Raw genomic sequence first — 16420 nt, 5'->3', positions numbered from 1 at the left:
GTAATTTTTATCAAAAGTACTTGAAGACAAAATAAAAATCGAAGTTCTTCTACTCCTATAAATAGAGTAATAGAAATTCGATTTTTATTCTAATTATCCTAAACCAAGACGTTCAAAGATATCATCCACTCGTTTAGTGTAATAAAGAGGGTTAAAGATTTCGTCGATTTCTTCTTGAGTGAGGCGAGAAGTTACCTCTGGATCTGCTTCGAGAAGTGGTTTAAAGTCTACTTGGTTGTCCCAAGAGTAAGCTGTTTTTGGTTGCACCAGGTCATAGGCTTGCTCACGGGTCATGCCTTTTTCAATCAAGGTCAACATAGCGCGTTGGCTGAAAATCAAACCAAATGTCGAGTTCATGTTGCGAATCATGTTTTCTGGGAAGACCGTCAAGTTCTTAACGATATTTCCAAAACGGTTGAGCATGTAGTCAATCAAAATAGTCGTATCTGGTGTGATGATACGCTCAGCTGATGAGTGAGAGATGTCACGTTCGTGCCAAAGAGCTACGTTTTCATAAGCTGTAATCATGTGTCCACGAATAACACGCGCCAGACCTGTCATGTTTTCAGAACCGATAGGATTACGTTTGTGAGGCATTGCTGAAGACCCTTTTTGCCCTTTAGCAAAGAACTCTTCCACTTCGCGTTGCTCAGATTTTTGTAGACCACGAATCTCAGTCGCCATACGTTCGATTGAAGTCGCGATGCTGGCAAGAACCGCAAAGTACTCAGCATGAAGGTCACGAGGAAGCACCTGTGTAGAGATTTCTTGGGCACGGATACCCAATTTGTCGCAGACGTATTGCTCAACGAATGGCGGGATATTGGCAAAGTTCCCAACCGCACCAGAGATCTTACCAGCTTCCACACCAGCAGCCGCATGCTCGAAACGCTCGATATTGCGCTTCATTTCGCTGTACCAAGTCGCCAATTTAAGACCAAAAGTTGTAGGCTCAGCGTGCACACCGTGGGTACGCCCCATCATGATGGTGAACTTGTGCTCCTTAGCCTTATCAGCGATGATGTTGGTGAAATTTTCAAGGTCACGACGGATAATGTCGTTGGCCTGCTTGTAGAGGTAACCGTAGGCCGTATCCACCACGTCAGTTGATGTCAAGCCGTAATGGACCCACTTGCGCTCTTCGCCAAGCGTTTCAGAAACCGCACGCGTGAAAGCCACCACATCGTGGCGAGTCTCCTGCTCAATTTCCAAAATACGGTCGATGTCAAAGTCCGCTTTTTCGCGAATCAAAGCCACATCTTCCTTAGGGATTTCTCCCAACTCAGCCCATGCCTCGTCAGCCAAGATTTCCACCTCAAGCCAAGCACGGTATTTATTTTCTTCACTCCAAATATTCGCCATCTCAGGGCGAGAGTAACGTTCGATCATTGTTTTATTTTCCTTTCTTTTGATGTTTCACTTAAGTGAGACGAATGTCAGCAACTTCCTTCGAAATCTCATGACTAAATCTTGAGCCTAAAGTCTCAAGATAACTTTCTAAATGTTGAATAATTAGGTAATCATAGTTATTTTCAAAAATATAATTGTTGTTTTCTATTATATTTATCACAAATTACCAGTCAATACAAAGCTATGTCTATTTAATCTCACCAAATTTTCTTAAAATTTCAGAATCATTATTTTCTTTATTGATATCATCACTATAGCAGAAACTGATACTAGTGTCAGTTTCAAAATATCTAAACAAATTTGGTCGCAACAATTTGGTTTTATCTGAATTAAACTCACTTCGTTGTCCCCCGTTTGAATTTCTTTTTACACCATAACAATAAATTTTATTCGGATTCTCTGCGTCACTCTGACTTAGAGAACTTACTAAAGCTGCTTGTTCATTATCCGTTCTTTGTTCAGGAACTTTTTTTGGTACTGAATTACCTAATTGATTTGTGAATTGCTTTAGTATATCACCTAAATTATCACCATACTCAATTCCAAAAAATTCTCTTAAAATTCTAGCTTCTACGAACAATCTTTGACTATTTGCCTCAACTTGTAACTCATGGACTAAATTGTCAGCTTCTATAAAATGTAGCTTCACTGATGCGTACTTTTCAATCCTTTGCTCCCTACCAACAAATCGCTTTACAAGGACGATATACTCTACTCTTTTATAGATAAAGATAAAACTACAGATAGTCCATTGCTTTGCCACCATATCATTTTTTAAGTCTTTGAGATTTTCTAACATGATAAGATTATTCTCCTACCTTTCAATTTAAAATGTAGTCTTTTATCCAAATCTAATTCTATATATGACAGTAATTCTATTTTTTTCTGCCGTCAATAAATGCAACTACTGAAACAACTGCAGCAAGTACTGTTGCCGTTTTCCCTGCATTTTCCTTTACAAATTTAACAGGCTTATTTATAATTTTCCCAATCTTATGTACTTGGTTTCTATCCATTTTTTACTCCCTTTAATAATTCCTGACCTGAAAATTCAATTGTAATAATATCATCATCTGACAATTCAGTTGCTCCAATTTTTCCAATAAAATCAATCGGCTCAATACACCATTTTAACCGCCTTTGCTCCTCAATACTTATTTCCTGCAATTCTACCAATTTTGAGACATACTCATGGTTATCGTGTATTAAGGTCTTGATAGGTGCATAAACAGTGTCAATTAATCCATTGTTTCCTGTCACTGTGTATATTTTAGCTAGTAAATCACTTGCCTTTACAATATATGAGAATTGGTCATTTAATTCTGCAAAGCTATCTGAGACGCTCTCATTAAAATTGTTATCCAAAGCTGATTTTAATAACAATATAAAATTATTTTGGGGGATGGATAAATTTTTAGCCACAACTCCTTCAAATTCTTTTATAATAGATGCTCGCCCTTCGTTTAACTGATTAATCGCATTCAATAACAGATGCTCTTTTTGAGGATTTTCATCGCTCATTAATAAAGCTTGCTCTATTGTACTTTCTGCACCCAATATTTTGGACCGCCTATCATCTTTTTGACCTTGTTTAATATCTAAAGAAATCTGTTTTACTTCTGACAGCAATAACTCCAGTTCATCTACTTTTTGAGCTTCAACCAACCGATTTACATTTGTCATGACATTTTGTAAAGCTTCAGGATTGTCTAATACAATTTTTTCCAGTCTAGCCAATGAAACAATATCGTTATTAGTCCCTTTTGATACAAAATTTGGTAATAAAGACTCCATATCAGCCGTTTTTTGAAAATTAATATCTCCACTATTAAATTTGTTTAGCTGTTCTTGAGTAAATTTAACAACATATATTTCTTTAGGATCAATATTCTGTTTCACTTCATTATAGGAGTTAATGATCGTTGTAAAATAATTTCCAACTTTTTCAAACATCTTACTTTTATTTTGAAAAAATCTAATATCAAGTTGATTACTATTTTTCTCTTCCTCAATGAGTTTATCGTTTTTTAAAGCTAACTCTCTCATTTTGCAGCTCCTACCTTATCCCCTCCAAACCTCGTATGTCTCATTACTAAACAAGTTCACACACCCATTTTGTGGTTGTGTTTTTCTTGTTTGTCATACACCTGCAAATAAACAATTGAGATTTCTTATAATTCCCTACCAAGTATCATTACAGTTTCTACAATAAAATGCTTTTCTATCCCTCATTTTATGACAACATGGACATTCCACTAAGTCATCCTCACCTGTTGCATAAAGTGTTCGGTGCGCACACTTTGAGCAGTAGAATGTATCACCTTCATCCCACAATCTATTACTATCAGTATTACCACAGTTTGCACATTTCATAGTACTCTACCTCAATTCATTAATACTCCTAAAAACTCCACTTTTCAACACAATAGGTAAGATTCATAAATTAAAAATCTATCCCTTCCCCAAACTCATCCACACTATCTGGCACATCACTAAACAAAGTCACATGCCCCATCTTGCGGTTGTGCTTCGCTTCTATTTTACCATACATGTGGAGGTGAGCGCTTGGATTTTCTGTGACATATTTTTCAGCAGCCTCAACGTGTTGGCCGAGAACATTCAGCATAACGGCCGGCGCATGTAGTTTGATAGCTGGCAATGGCGCTCCCAGAACACCCAAGATATGGGTATCAAACTGCGAGAAATCACAGGCTTCAATAGAATAGTGCCCAGAGTTGTGTGGACGTGGGGCGATTTCGTTGACAATGATATCATCAGCTGTCGCAAACATTTCTACACAGAGAGTTCCAGACAGGTTAAGCTGTTCAGCAATCTTCACTGCCATGGCTTTTGCTTTTTCAGCTAGACTTTCTGAAATACGGGCTGGCACAATGGTTTTTGAAAGAATGTTGTTTCGGTGGATATTTTCCTGAACTGGGAAAACTGTCACATCCTTGCCATTTCCTGACACGATGACAGAAATTTCAAGGTCGAAGTTGACAAATTCTTCCAAAACACAGTCTGCTGAGTCAGCTAGCGCATAGGCTTCTGCCAAATCTGCTTCTGAGCGAATGACCTTTTGTCCATGCCCATCGTAGCCACCTGTTGCAGTCTTGAGGACATAGTTTTTAGAAAGGTCAATATCTGCCAAATCTTGGATTGAGGTCACAACCTTGTAAGGTGCTACAGTGACTTGAGCCTTGTTTGAGAGGAAGTCCTTTTCAAAAATCCGATTTTGAGAAATGCGAAGCAGGTCCGTCCCTTGTGGAAGTTGCCCATCCTTGACAACCGCATCCAATCCGTCGGCATCGACATTTTCAAACTCATAGGTGAGGACATCGCAACGCTCAGCCAACTGACGCAAAGCATCCACATCGTTATAAGGAGCCACGATGATTTCCGCCACGCGAGAGGCAGGGCAATCAGCCGCAGGATCCAGCGCGATAACCTTGTGCCCCATGTAGATAGCAGAAATGGCTATCATCTGACCCAGCTGACCGCCACCGATAATTCCGATTGTTTTAGATGAGCTCATTTGTCGACTCCTCTGCGATTTTTCCTTGTTCTTCTGCGAAATCTGCCAATGCTGTCGCAATAGCCTGATCCTCTACTGACAAGAGACGGAGGGCAAAGAGAGCCGCATTTGCCGCACCCGCTTCACCAATAGCCATGGTCGCAACAGGTACACCACCCGGCATCTGAACGATAGAGTAGAGCGAGTCCACGCCACTAAGAGCACGTGATTTGACGGGCACCCCAATGACTGGAAGGGTTGTTTTGGCAGCAACCATACCTGGCAAATGGGCTGCGCCACCAGCACCCGCGATAATGACCTTTATACCACGGCTACGGGCTTCTTCTGCATGCTTGAACATGAGGTCAGGTGTGCGGTGGGCAGAAACAACTTTCTTTTCGTAGGCTACACCGAAGCGGTCTAGGACTTCAGCGGTTTTTTGCATGGTTGCCCAATCGGATTTTGAGCCCATGATGATGGAAATTACGGGTTTCATTTCTTCTCCTTTTTCCTCTTTTTCTACAATCACCTTAGGTTGTGAGGGACGGCAGCAGCCACCAAAGGTGTCTCATGCCTAAATTGGAAGCCCAAGGTCTTCCAATTTCCCTGAACGATTGGATTATCATCCAACTGTTCTTTCACAACAGCGGTGATTTTTCTATATTAGCTCGCTAACGCTCGCAAACCATACGACCATTAACGTATTTTGTGAATTTTGATTCTTCTTTTTTATAATGGTCTTAGATGGCGGGGATGGAAGCAAACCTTCGGTTTCATTCCTAAAATTTGAGCCTAAGTCTCAAATTTTCCCTAGACCAGAACATTCACTGTTCTGGTCTTTTCACCACGGCGACCATTATCGTATTTGGCGACTTCGTCGCGTTATTCTTATATCTTTACTTAATAGCCTTGCTTCCGATATCTGTTCGGTAGAAGAGGCCTTCTGTTTTTTGTTGGGCGAGTTCTTGGTAGATGGTACTTTGGGCTTCTTTGACGGTGTCTGCTGTGGTAACTAACATGTAGACACGTCCACCGTTTGAGAGCAGTGCTCTGCTATTTTCCGCAAACTTAGCCCCTGCATAATAGGTGATAATGTCGCCTTCTGTCTTGGCTGGCAACTTGACACCTTTTTCATAGTCAAGCGGGTAACCATTGGATGCGACAACCACACCCAGCGTCACACCCTTGTCCGTCCATGTGATGTTTGGCTCCTTACCATCGAGGATATCCGTAATATTTTGTGCAAAGTCAGATGTTAAACGAGGCAAGATGATTTGCGTTTCAGGATCTCCAAAACGAGCGTTGAACTCGATGACCTTAGGTCCATCAGCTGTCAGAATAAGCCCTGCGTAAAGGACACCAAGATACGGACGACCTTCTTTGATCATCCCTTCGAGGACTGGCTTGACAATGGTGTCAACCGATGTATCAACTACACTCTGTGGTAAGTGTGGAACTGGCGCATAGGCACCCATCCCACCAGTGTTAGGCCCCTTATCGCCATCATAGGCACGTTTGTGGTCTTGCGCTGTCGGCATGATATAGAACTTGTCGCCATTGACAAAGGCAAAGAGTGAAAATTCCTCTCCTTCAAGGAATTCCTCAATAACTACACGCGCGCCTGAGTCACCAAATTTATTGTCTAAAAGCATCTCGTGAGCGGCTTCGACTGCTTGCTCGACTGTCTCAGCAACGACAACACCTTTCCCAAGAGCCAAACCATCCGCCTTGACCACGATTGGAGCGCCTTTCTCCTCGATATAAACCTTAGCTGCCTCGAAATCTGAGAATGTGCCATAGGCTGCTGTCGGAACGCCGTATTTGACCATGATTTCCTTGGCAAAATCCTTGGACCACTCCAGCTCAGCTGCCAATCTTGTCGGACCAAAGGCTTTGAGACCAGCTGCATGGAAATCATCCACGATACCAGCAGCAAGGGCATCATCTGGACCGATAAAGGTCCAAGCAATATCGTTGGCTTTTGCAAACTCAACCAATTTAGAATGTTCGGAAATAGAGGTATTTACCAATTCGAAACCATCCAGAGTCATCCCATCATTCCCAGGAGCAACAAAAACCTTTTCTACCTCTTTTGACTCAAGCAACTTCTTAGCAATCGCATGTTCACGACCACCTGAACCGACAACTAACAGCTTCATTTCTCAACCTCTTTTGCGAATTATTTAATAACATTATATCACAAACGTTCGTTTTAATCTTGTTTTATTAAGCATTTTAAAGCAAAAAAGGAAAGAAACTGTTTTCTTCCCTTTAACGTTCTTAATGTCTAAAATGTCTCACGCCTGTGAAGACCATGGTCAAGCCATATTTATCCGCAGCTTCGATAGATTCTTGGTCACGGACGGACCCACCTGGTTGGATGATGGCCTTGATACCTGCTTTGGCGATTTCTTCCACGTTATCCGCAAATGGGAAGAAGGCATCAGAAGCAAGCACAGCGCCGTCAAGACGGTCTTTGGATTGGTCGATGGCAATACGAACGGAGGCCACACGGTTGGTTTGACCTGGGCCAACACCAAGTGTCATGTGGTCGTTGGTCACGATAATTCCGTTTGATTTGACGTACTTGATGGCTTTCCAAGCGAACTCAAGAGCTGTCGCTTCTGTCTCAGTTGGTTGGCGTTTGGTCACCACTTGCCAGTCAGCTGGACTTTCTTTGACCACGTCTTGGTTTTGCACCAGAAGTCCACCGACAACACCTGTGTATTCTGCTTCCACTTCACTGGCTTCTTGAGCATCAAATGGCAAGGCAAGGATACGCAAGTTTTTCTTTTTGTTGGTCAAAATGGCTAGCGCCTCATCCGTATAGCTTGGTGCAATAATGATTTCAAGGAAAACACCATGCATCTTTTCAGCTGTCGCAGCATCCACCTCACGGTTGAGAACGACGATACCACCAAAGATAGAAACTGGGTCAGACTCATAAGCATAGTCCCAAGCAGTCTCAATGTCATCAGCCTGACCGATTCCACATGGGTTCATGTGTTTGAGAGCCACAACGGTTGGACGATCTTTGAAATCACGGATGATACGAATGGCAGCGTCAGCATCACGGATATTGTTGAATGACAGTTCCTTACCGTTAAGCTGTTTGGCTGAAGCAATCGAGTAGTCTGTCGGCAAAGCTTTCTGATAAAAGTCTGCATCTTGTTGAGGGTTTTCACCGTAACGCATGGCTTGCTTGAGGTCATAGGTTAAAGTGAGCTTTTCAGGCTTACTTTCTCCGACTTGAGCTGTGAAATACTCTGCAATCAAGGCGTCATAAGCTGCTGTGTGACGGAAAACCTTGGCTGCCAAACGTTGGCGAGTTTCGTAACTTGTTTCGCCGTTAGCTGCCAATTGTCCCAAAACCACAGCATAGTCAGCTGGATCTACCACAACTGTTACGCTGGCATGATTCTTCGCTGCCGAGCGAAGCATAGATGGCCCACCGATATCAATGTTTTCAACTGCATCAGCGTAAGTCACGTCTGGTTTGAGGATGGTTTCCTTAAATGGGTAAAGGTTTACCACAACAAGATCAATGAGCTCAATCTGGTTCTCCTTAGCTGCTTCCAAGTGACTATCCAAGTCACGACGAGCCAAAAGTCCCCCGTGGATATTTGGATGAAGGGTCTTGACACGGCCATCCATCATCTCTGGAAAACCAGTCACATCATCGATGGCAATAGTGTCTACCCCAGCATTGTCAAGGGCAACCTTGGTGCCACCTGTTGAGATGATGTCCCAACCAAGTTTTTTGAGTTCTTGGGCAAATTCAACAATGCCCGCTTTATCTGATACGCTGATCAAAGCTTTTTTCGTCATTCTATTCCTCTTTCTTTAGGTCCAAGCGCATAGCGACTTCGTTATTTTCTTTTATAAATCCTGTTTCCTGAAAACCCAAACTAGTCAACAGGTGCTTCATTTTTTCATTTCCAACCACATAATCTGCGATAATATGATTGCAAGTGATATCCATCTGAGCCTTTTTGATCAGAACTTCCACAGCTTTTCGTCCATAACCTCTTCCTTGGTACTGCTGACCAATCATTATCCGCCAGATAAAGTATTCCGCTTCATCCTTATCTATTTCCAACAGGAGAAAACCAACTACAAGCTCATTCCAATAGATTGCCATTGGAAACACATCCCCATTCTCTCGGTAGAGCCATGCGTCAGCTAAAGAGCGGACATTTGGAGACACGAAACGTGCTCGTTCATCAGCTTCAGATATTTTCAAATCCAGCACTGCCTGAAAACTGCTCTCGTCTACTAATTTTATCTCAATCATTTTTGCTCCTAGCAAGATTGCAAAATCAAAACTTGATTTACTTCTTATCTTCTCCCTACTCCCAAACTATCCAGCACCTCCGGATACAACTTGTACTCTGCCTCATGAATGCGAGTTTCAAAACTGTCAATCGTATCATCAGCTAGTCGTGGCACACGCACTTGTTTGATAACCTTTCCTGTATCCACGCCTGAATCCACCCAATGAATGGTCACGCCGCTCTCAGCAACGCCAGCATTCCAAGCATCCTCAATCCCATGAGCTCCTGGAAATTCTGGCAAGTAGGCTGGATGAATGTTGATAATCCGACCTTCATAAGCCGCCAATAAGGTTGGCCCAACAATTTTCATGTAGCCTGCTAGACAAACCAAGTCAATCTGGTGCTCTTCCAAGAGTTCGACAATGGCTGCTTCGTAGTCTGCTTTGCTCTCAAACTCCTTGAGTTCAAAAGCATAGGACAGAACGCCGAGCTTGTCTGCACGTTCGAGCACATAGGCGTCACGATGGTCTGAAAAGACAAACTCTACTGGAAATTGTTCCGCTATCACCTGAAAATTTGAGCCATTACCAGAGGCAAAAACCGCTATTTTTTTCATTTGATGATGACACTTTCGTTTTCTTTCTTGACGATGCGACCAATTTCATAGACTGGTTCATCCAACAATTCCTTGACACGACTTACATTTTCAGGGCTAACTGCCAGCATAAGCCCCACACCCATATTGAAGATTTCAAACATTTCTTCATGTTTGATCTGACCGTATTTTTCAAGGGCTTTGAAAATTGGAAGCACGGGAACCTTGTCTTCTTCAATCTCAGCAGCTAGGTCATCTGCAAACATACGAGGGACATTTTCGATAAAGCCACCACCAGTGATGTGGGCAATGCCGTTGACCAACCCTTCCTTGATGAGTGGTAATACAGCCTTGACATAGATACGAGTCGGCTCAAGAAGAACTTCCTTGAGTTTCTTTCCTTCCAATTCTGGCAAGACTTCCTCACCTGTGTAGTCCGCAAAAACACGACGGACGAGAGAGTAACCATTGGAGTGAATCCCACTTGAAGCAAGTCCAAGAAGAACATCTCCTTCAGACACCTTTGAGCCGTCAATGATTTGAGATTTTTCAGCCACACCAACTGCAAAACCAGCCAAGTCATAGTCATCTTCGCCGTACATGCCCGGCATTTCAGCTGTTTCCCCACCAATGAGGGCAGCGCCTGCCTGCACACAACCTTCTGCCACACCAGCAACGACTTGCTCTAGCTTAGCTGGTTCATTCTTCCCTGTCGCTACATAGTCAAGGAAATAGAGGGGCTCCGCACCTGCAGCAATGATATCATTGACACACATGGCCACACAGTCCTGACCGATGGTATCGTGCTTGTCGTACTTGATAGCCAGCATGAGCTTGGTTCCGACACCATCAGTTCCTGAAATCAAGACGGGTTCTTTAACCCCAGTCTTTGAAAGGTCAAACATACCACCAAAGCCACCAAGAGCTCCCATGACACCTGCACGCTCCGTACGAGCCACGTGCTTTTTAATCCGTTCAACAACTTCATAACCCGCTTCAACATCCACGCCCGATTGAGCGTATGCATTTTTATTTGTCATCTATTTATTCCTTTTCTTTTTTTGGGGAAAGACTGCGACGTATTTTTAGATAAACAATTATTTTATCTAAAAATACTAGTCAGGTCTCTAGCTTTGGTTCCATAGGAGAAAGCGTCTACTGACAAATGCTATAGCTTTTAGTCAGTGGTGAGACGTGAAGCATAAGCATTTTTATATTCCCTTTCTTTAATGGAGGATCTATTGTCTATTTGTAAAAACTGGTCTTTTCTTCCAAACTTCTACGATAGTCTTCTTCGTAGTCATATAGAGGTGTTGGGTAATCACCGTCAAAGTAAGCGACACAGAGACCACCATTTGGCGCATCCGTTTCAATACCAATTGACTCAATCAAACCTTCAACAGACAGATAGGTCAGACTGTCCGCACCAATGATTTGGCGAGTTTCTTCAACCGTATGATTGGCCGCAATTAGTTCCTGACGGGTTTGGATATCAATCCCGTAGAAGCATGGATAAGCTAGCGCTGGACTACCAATGGCAACGTGAACCTCAGTCGCACCCGCTTCTTTCAAGAGCTGAACGATCCGACGAGAGGTTGTTCCACGTACAATAGAGTCATCAATCATAACAACACGCTTGCCTTTTACAACGCCAGAAACAGCAGATAGTTTCATCCGTACCCCTTGCTCCCGCAATTCTTGAGTCGGTTGGATAAAGGTACGTTGGGTGTATTGGTTCTTGATGAGGCCCATTTCATTTGGTAGCCCGGACTCTTCCGCAAATCCCATAGCCGCGCTGAGGGAAGAATTGGGCACACCGACCACGATATCCGCCTCATGCTTGAATTCACGCGCCAATTGGGCACCCATACGTTTGCGAGCCGTATGGACATTGACACCGTGGATATTAGAATCCGGGCGGGCAAAATAGATATACTCCATAGAACAAATCGCGAGCTGAGTATCATCCGTATAGCTATCATACTGGATGCCCTTGTCATCAATGATCACAATCTCACCTGGCTTCAAATCACGAATCCACTCTGCACCAATAACCTCAAAAGCACAGGTTTCAGAGGAAACGACTACTGCTCCGTTGGCCATTTTCCCGATAGAAAGCGGACGGAAACCATTGGGGTCAAGAGCCGCAATCAACTTATCTTCAAATAGCAAGATATAAGCAAAGCCACCTTTGACAAGGCTGAGCGCTTCCTTGATTTTTCCCATTAAGTTCGGATTATGACTCCGACGAATGAGATGAGCCAAGATTTCCGAGTCCGAAGTCGCACTGAAAATCGCTCCTCTTTGTTCCAGTTCTTTCTTGAGAGAGGCTGCATTGGTCAGATTTCCATTATGAGCCAAGCCAAACTGCATATCATGAAAACGGAAGAGGAAGGGCTGGATGTTATCTACAGAAGCTTCGCCAGCAGTCGCATAACGCACATGCCCAATCGCACCAGTTCCTGTCAATTTATCTAAGTTAGCAGGATTTCTGAACACTTCTGATAAAAGTCCCATGTCACGATGGCGCTTTAGTTTTCCTTGGTCATTGGAGAGGATTCCTGCCCCCTCCTGACCACGGTGCTGAAGACTGTGTAGACCAAAATAGGTCAATTTGGCTGCATCTGGATGCCCCCAGATACCGAAAACACCACATTCTTCATTAAGAGATTTTACTTCGTATGTCATTTTTTATACCTTTTATTTCCCTGTGAAATAACGCACAGCTGACGCAAACAGGTGCTGGTCTTTATTTCCTGGGATATTTTGGAAAAGACCGTCTTCATAACGTTCTGAGTGTCCCATCTTACCGATGATTTGGCCGTTCTTGCTGGTAATTCCTTCGATGGCATGGACAGAACCATTCGGATTATACTTAGAATCCATACTTGGTTTTCCATCAAAATCAACATATTGGCTGAAAATTTGTCCATTGTCACGGAGTTCAGCGAATTCCTCAGCCGTCACGACAAACTTCCCTTCACCGTGTGAAACAGGAATAGCGTGGATATCACCCACTTGCACCCCAGCCAACCATGGCGAGTTGGTATTGGCAATCCGAGTTTCTACCATCTTGGCCACGTGTTGGTTGGCATCATTGTAGAAGAGGGTTGGGCTCGTACTTTTGGCATCTTCAAAGTTCCCGTATGGAAGAAGACCTGATTTGACCAAGGCCTGGAATCCATTACAGATACCGATAATCAAGCCACCACGGGCGATAAAGCTATCAATAGCCACACGGACTTTTTCATTGAGAAGGATGTTGACGATAAACTTAGCTGAACCATCTGGCTCGTCCGCAGCTGAGAAACCACCTGCAAAGAAGAGAATGTTAGCCTTGCCGATGTTGTCAACCATGGTTTCAACTGACTTGACAATAGCCTCTTCATTCAAGGTCACAAATGGCACCAAGTTGACCTCTGCACCTTCTTTTTCGAAGGCCTTGGCTGAGTCATATTCCGAGTTGGTGCCCGGGAAGACTGGGATATAAACCACAGGTTTTTCAACCTTTTCTTTTGCTTTAATCACAACATCTGATGCCACAGCTGGTACTTCAGCTAGTTCTTTGGCTTGGGCAAATTCTGTTGGGTAAACTTCTTCCAGTTTTCCTTGGAAGGCATTGTCAAGTTTGTGTCCATCTAGCTTCACACCGTTGACAAGAAGTGTAAAGTCTGCACTTGTTTGACCGATTTTCTCTACTCCTGCAATTTCTTCAGGAGAGGTAAAGACAAATCCACCTAATTGAGCTGTCAAAGCCGTTTCAAGTTCAGGCAAGGTCACCTCTGCACCAATATGATTTCCAAAAGTAGCAAGTGCCAAACTTTCAAGCACACCACCGTATTTAACAGCTGAAGCTGCTGTTACTTTGTAAGCCTTTTGAAGGGCTTCAAACTGAGCAAAGTTTTTCTTAATTAAGGCAAAATCAATCTCTGCAGCAAGAGCTTGACCTGGGATGTAGTAGATGTTTTCCCCAGCAACTTTAAATTCTGGAGAGAGCACCTTACGGCTATCTGCTGTTGTCACTCCAAAAGCAACCAAGGTTGGTGGCACCGTCAATTCTTCAAAAGTACCAGACATGGAGTCCTTACCACCGATAGATGGCAAACCAAGTTGGATTTGTGCTTCGATAGAGCCTAGAAGAGCTGCTACTGGCTGACCAAAACGCTCAGCTTGTTTATCCATGCGCTCGAAATACTCTTGGTAAGAGAAACGAGCCTTAGACCAGTTGGCACCAGCAGCAACCAAACGAGCAGTTGCTTCGATCACCGCATAGGCAGCACCGTGGTATGGAGACCATTCAGCTACATATGGGTTGAATCCTTGAGCCATGACTGACGCAGTATGAGTCACACCGTGTTGAACTGGTAATTTCTGCACAGATGCCTCAGTTGGTGTGAGTTGGTAACGACCACCAAGTGGGTGATTAACCGTTGAGCGTCCAACAGAGCAGTCAAAGATAGTCTGTAATCCTTTTTGACTCGCATGGTTGAGGTCAGATAGAACCGTAAGAGTATCTGCTTCAAGTGTGTTAGCAGATGTTTGACGTTCTTCTGGAAGTTTGACATCCTTGTCCACAACCTTTGCATCAACGACCACGCGCACACCGTTTGTATCAAGGAAACGACGCTCCAAGTCCACAATTGTCTCACCATTCCAATGCATAACCAGATTTGGTTTTTCAGTCACTGTCGCAACCACAACAGCATCAATATTTTCTTTGTTACATTCCGCAACGAAGGCATCTACATCCTCAGGACGAACCACGACCGCCATCCGTTCTTGTGATTCAGAGATTGCAATTTCGGTGCCATTCAAGCCTTGGTATTTAAGAGGAACCTTGTTGAGGTCGATTTCAAGACCGTCTGCCAATTCACCGATAGCCACACAGACACCACCAGCGCCAAAATCATTTGATTTTTTGATAAGGCGAGTCACATCGCCATTACGGAACAGACGTTGAATCTTGCGTTCTTCGATAGCATTCCCTTTTTGAACTTCAGCTCCAGCAGTTTCCACAGACTCAAGCGTTTGAACCTTAGAAGAGCCCGTCGCACCACCGACACCATCACGTCCAGTCTTACCTCCAAGAAGGATAATGACATCACCCGCTTCCGGTTTTTCACGGACAACATTGCCCTTAGGAGCAGCACCGACAACAGCACCTAGCTCCATGCGTTTAGCTACAAAGCCTGAGTGGAAATATTCACGAACGTAGGTCGTCGCAAGCCCAATCTGGTTCCCATACGAAGAATAACCGTGAGCCGCTGTCTTAGAAATGACCTGTTGTGGCAATTTCCCAGCACGCGTTTCCGAAATCGGCGCTGTAATATCACCAGCACCTGAGATACGCATGGCTTGGTAGACATATGAACGACCTGACAATGGGTCACGAATGGCACCACCGATACAGGTTGCAGCACCACCAAATGGTTCGATTTCTGTCGGGTGGTTGTGGGTTTCATTCTTGAACATGAGGAGCCAAGGTTCCTTGACACCATCAACGTCCACTTCGATCTCGACCGAACAAGCATTGATTTCGTCTGACACTTCCATGTCATCCAAACGACCATTGATACGCTCATAACGACCGAAAATAGTCGCCATATCCATCAAGGTTTGCGGTTTTTCAGAACGCCCCAACTCATCACGCATGGCAATATACTTGTCATATGTTGACTGCAATTGTTTTTGGAATTTAGAAGCTGAAAAATCAATGTTTTTCAACTCAGTCTCGAATGTTGTGTGACGGCAGTGGTCAGACCAGTAAGTGTCCAAAACTTTGAGCTCTGTTTCCGTCGGCACGCGCCCGATTGACTTGAAGTAGTCTTGGATAAAGAGCAAATCATCCACTTCCATAGCCATCCCTTGCTCGGCCTTGTAGCGGGCAAAGTCTTCTGCTGTATAGCTTTCAAAGAAAGTCAATTTGGGAATGGTCTTGTCCGACTCTGAAAATTCCTGCTTGGCAACCCCTGTCGTGATGTCCTTGAAACGAGAATCAACTGGATTGAGCAAGTAGTTTTTGACTGCTTCTAACTCCGTCGCATCAATATCTTTATTGACCAAGTACAGTTGGGCTGTGTTGACTGTTACATCACTCGAACTTCCCAGTAAAAGCAAGGCTTCCTGTGAAGAAGCCGCACGCTGATCAAATTGCCCAGGCAGGCTTTCAATGGCAAAGAAAGCATAGTTGGCAAGATCCGCCTGCACGGCCGCTTCATCCAAGACATGATCCGTCACCTGCTCAGAGAAGATGTGTTTCTCCGCAGGCGCAAACAAGTCCTCTGCCAAATCAAATACATCATACACTTGCACAATACGAATACTTTTCAAACTTGAAAGTCCCAAGTTGTGCTGGAGTTCTCTAACCAAACTCTCTGACTTGACCTGAAAATCAGCCTTTTTTTCAACAAAAATACGTTTATCCATCAATCCTTATTCCTTTTTTTCAGCTCTTGCAATATTCCTAAACAGCCTTGAGGCTGTTATTTCAATTCCTGCAACTTCTCCCAGACAACTTCGTAAACGTCTGTTAGTTCTCCTAATCCCCTACGGAGTGAAAAGGTCTGGGGGACCTTTTCAGCCTGAGTCCTTTTAGTTGAGAGACGAAGGTTTTCCGTTGCAAACAGA

At 43.7% G+C, this 16420-nt stretch carries 15 protein-coding genes; all 15 read right to left on the bottom strand.

Going from position 1 to position 16420, the window contains the following annotated elements:
* Positions 1 to 93 precede the first annotated feature (93 nt).
* A complete protein-coding gene (gene purB / locus ACLNCP_RS09250) occupies positions 94 to 1389 on the bottom strand; it encodes an adenylosuccinate lyase (protein ID WP_153199417.1) in 1296 nt (431 codons plus the stop codon).
* A gap of 208 nt (positions 1390 to 1597) precedes the next feature.
* On the bottom strand, positions 1598 to 2209 hold the full coding sequence (locus ACLNCP_RS09245; RefSeq protein WP_045610825.1) for a DUF6037 family protein: 612 nt from the start codon (positions 2207 to 2209) through the stop codon (positions 1598 to 1600).
* 76 nt (positions 2210 to 2285) lie between these two features.
* Positions 2286 to 2426: a hypothetical protein gene (locus ACLNCP_RS09240; protein ID WP_186822567.1), complete on the bottom strand. Its 141-nt coding sequence runs from the start codon at positions 2424 to 2426 to the stop codon at positions 2286 to 2288.
* Complete coding sequence (locus ACLNCP_RS09235) at positions 2419 to 3456, bottom strand: hypothetical protein (RefSeq protein WP_045610823.1); 1038 nt, start codon at positions 3454 to 3456, stop codon at positions 2419 to 2421. The genes ACLNCP_RS09240 and ACLNCP_RS09235 overlap by 8 nt, the downstream gene beginning before the upstream one ends.
* A gap of 397 nt (positions 3457 to 3853) precedes the next feature.
* Positions 3854 to 4945 (bottom strand): 5-(carboxyamino)imidazole ribonucleotide synthase, encoded by a 1092-nt coding sequence (purK, locus tag ACLNCP_RS09230; protein WP_424844349.1) that lies wholly within the window; start codon positions 4943 to 4945, stop codon positions 3854 to 3856.
* Positions 4932 to 5420, bottom strand: a complete 489-nt coding sequence (purE, locus tag ACLNCP_RS09225) for a 5-(carboxyamino)imidazole ribonucleotide mutase (protein ID WP_424844348.1) — start codon at positions 5418 to 5420, stop codon at positions 4932 to 4934. The genes purK and purE overlap by 14 nt, the downstream gene beginning before the upstream one ends.
* 29 nt (positions 5421 to 5449) lie before the next feature.
* On the bottom strand, positions 5450 to 5566 hold the full coding sequence (locus ACLNCP_RS09220; RefSeq protein WP_080890690.1) for a phosphoribosylaminoimidazole carboxylase: 117 nt from the start codon (positions 5564 to 5566) through the stop codon (positions 5450 to 5452).
* Between the two features lie 254 nt (positions 5567 to 5820).
* Complete coding sequence (gene purD, locus ACLNCP_RS09215; RefSeq protein WP_424844347.1) at positions 5821 to 7083, bottom strand: phosphoribosylamine--glycine ligase; 1263 nt, start codon at positions 7081 to 7083, stop codon at positions 5821 to 5823.
* A 121-nt stretch (positions 7084 to 7204) separates the two neighbouring features.
* The gene (purH, locus tag ACLNCP_RS09210) at positions 7205 to 8752 is read right to left on the bottom strand and encodes a bifunctional phosphoribosylaminoimidazolecarboxamide formyltransferase/IMP cyclohydrolase (protein ID WP_424844346.1); all 1548 of its coding nucleotides are present in this window, start codon (positions 8750 to 8752) and stop codon (positions 7205 to 7207) included.
* Position 8753: 1 nt separating this feature from the next.
* Complete coding sequence (locus ACLNCP_RS09205) at positions 8754 to 9218, bottom strand: GNAT family N-acetyltransferase (RefSeq protein ID WP_045610814.1); 465 nt, start codon at positions 9216 to 9218, stop codon at positions 8754 to 8756.
* Positions 9219 to 9262: 44 nt separating this feature from the next.
* Positions 9263 to 9814 carry a phosphoribosylglycinamide formyltransferase gene (gene purN, locus ACLNCP_RS09200; protein ID WP_045610812.1) on the bottom strand — a complete coding sequence of 184 codons (552 nt, stop codon included), beginning with the start codon at positions 9812 to 9814 and terminating at the stop codon, positions 9263 to 9265.
* Complete coding sequence (purM, locus tag ACLNCP_RS09195) at positions 9811 to 10833, bottom strand: phosphoribosylformylglycinamidine cyclo-ligase (protein ID WP_045610811.1); 1023 nt, start codon at positions 10831 to 10833, stop codon at positions 9811 to 9813. Before purM ends, purN begins: the two co-directional genes overlap by 4 nt.
* Before the next feature lie 205 nt (positions 10834 to 11038).
* Positions 11039 to 12481, bottom strand: coding sequence for an amidophosphoribosyltransferase (gene purF, locus ACLNCP_RS09190; RefSeq protein WP_020903300.1), 1443 nt, complete (start codon positions 12479 to 12481; stop codon positions 11039 to 11041).
* A 12-nt stretch (positions 12482 to 12493) separates the two neighbouring features.
* The gene (locus tag ACLNCP_RS09185) at positions 12494 to 16219 is read right to left on the bottom strand and encodes a phosphoribosylformylglycinamidine synthase (RefSeq protein WP_424844345.1); all 3726 of its coding nucleotides are present in this window, start codon (positions 16217 to 16219) and stop codon (positions 12494 to 12496) included.
* A gap of 56 nt (positions 16220 to 16275) precedes the next feature.
* Positions 16276 to 16419 carry a phosphoribosylaminoimidazolesuccinocarboxamide synthase gene (locus ACLNCP_RS09180; RefSeq protein WP_080890703.1) on the bottom strand — a complete coding sequence of 48 codons (144 nt, stop codon included), beginning with the start codon at positions 16417 to 16419 and terminating at the stop codon, positions 16276 to 16278.
* Between the last annotated feature and the right edge of the window lies 1 nt (position 16420).

The organism is Streptococcus sp. CL6.35 (genome assembly GCF_049737915.1).
Taxonomy (GTDB): Bacteria; Bacillota; Bacilli; order Lactobacillales; family Streptococcaceae; genus Streptococcus.
This window is presented reverse-complemented; position numbering and strand designations above follow the sequence as displayed.

What these genes read in the sequence shown, in the direction of transcription:
- purB (WP_153199417.1), bottom strand. Translation starts at nt 1,389, where the DNA reads ATGATCGAACGTTACTCTCGCCCTGAGATGGCGAATATTTGGAGTGAA.
- ACLNCP_RS09245 (WP_045610825.1), bottom strand. Translation starts at nt 2,209, where the DNA reads ATGTTAGAAAATCTCAAAGACTTAAAAAATGATATGGTGGCAAAGCAA.
- ACLNCP_RS09240 (WP_186822567.1), bottom strand. Translation starts at nt 2,426, where the DNA reads ATGGATAGAAACCAAGTACATAAGATTGGGAAAATTATAAATAAGCCT.
- ACLNCP_RS09235 (WP_045610823.1), bottom strand. Translation starts at nt 3,456, where the DNA reads ATGAGAGAGTTAGCTTTAAAAAACGATAAACTCATTGAGGAAGAGAAA.
- purK (WP_424844349.1), bottom strand. Translation starts at nt 4,945, where the DNA reads ATGAGCTCATCTAAAACAATCGGAATTATCGGTGGCGGTCAGCTGGGT.
- purE (WP_424844348.1), bottom strand. Translation starts at nt 5,420, where the DNA reads ATGAAACCCGTAATTTCCATCATCATGGGCTCAAAATCCGATTGGGCA.
- purD (WP_424844347.1), bottom strand. Translation starts at nt 7,083, where the DNA reads ATGAAGCTGTTAGTTGTCGGTTCAGGTGGTCGTGAACATGCGATTGCT.
- purH (WP_424844346.1), bottom strand. Translation starts at nt 8,752, where the DNA reads ATGACGAAAAAAGCTTTGATCAGCGTATCAGATAAAGCGGGCATTGTT.
- ACLNCP_RS09205 (WP_045610814.1), bottom strand. Translation starts at nt 9,218, where the DNA reads ATGATTGAGATAAAATTAGTAGACGAGAGCAGTTTTCAGGCAGTGCTG.
- purN (WP_045610812.1), bottom strand. Translation starts at nt 9,814, where the DNA reads ATGAAAAAAATAGCGGTTTTTGCCTCTGGTAATGGCTCAAATTTTCAG.
- purM (WP_045610811.1), bottom strand. Translation starts at nt 10,833, where the DNA reads ATGACAAATAAAAATGCATACGCTCAATCGGGCGTGGATGTTGAAGCG.
- purF (WP_020903300.1), bottom strand. Translation starts at nt 12,481, where the DNA reads ATGACATACGAAGTAAAATCTCTTAATGAAGAATGTGGTGTTTTCGGT.
- ACLNCP_RS09185 (WP_424844345.1), bottom strand. Translation starts at nt 16,219, where the DNA reads ATGGATAAACGTATTTTTGTTGAAAAAAAGGCTGATTTTCAGGTCAAG.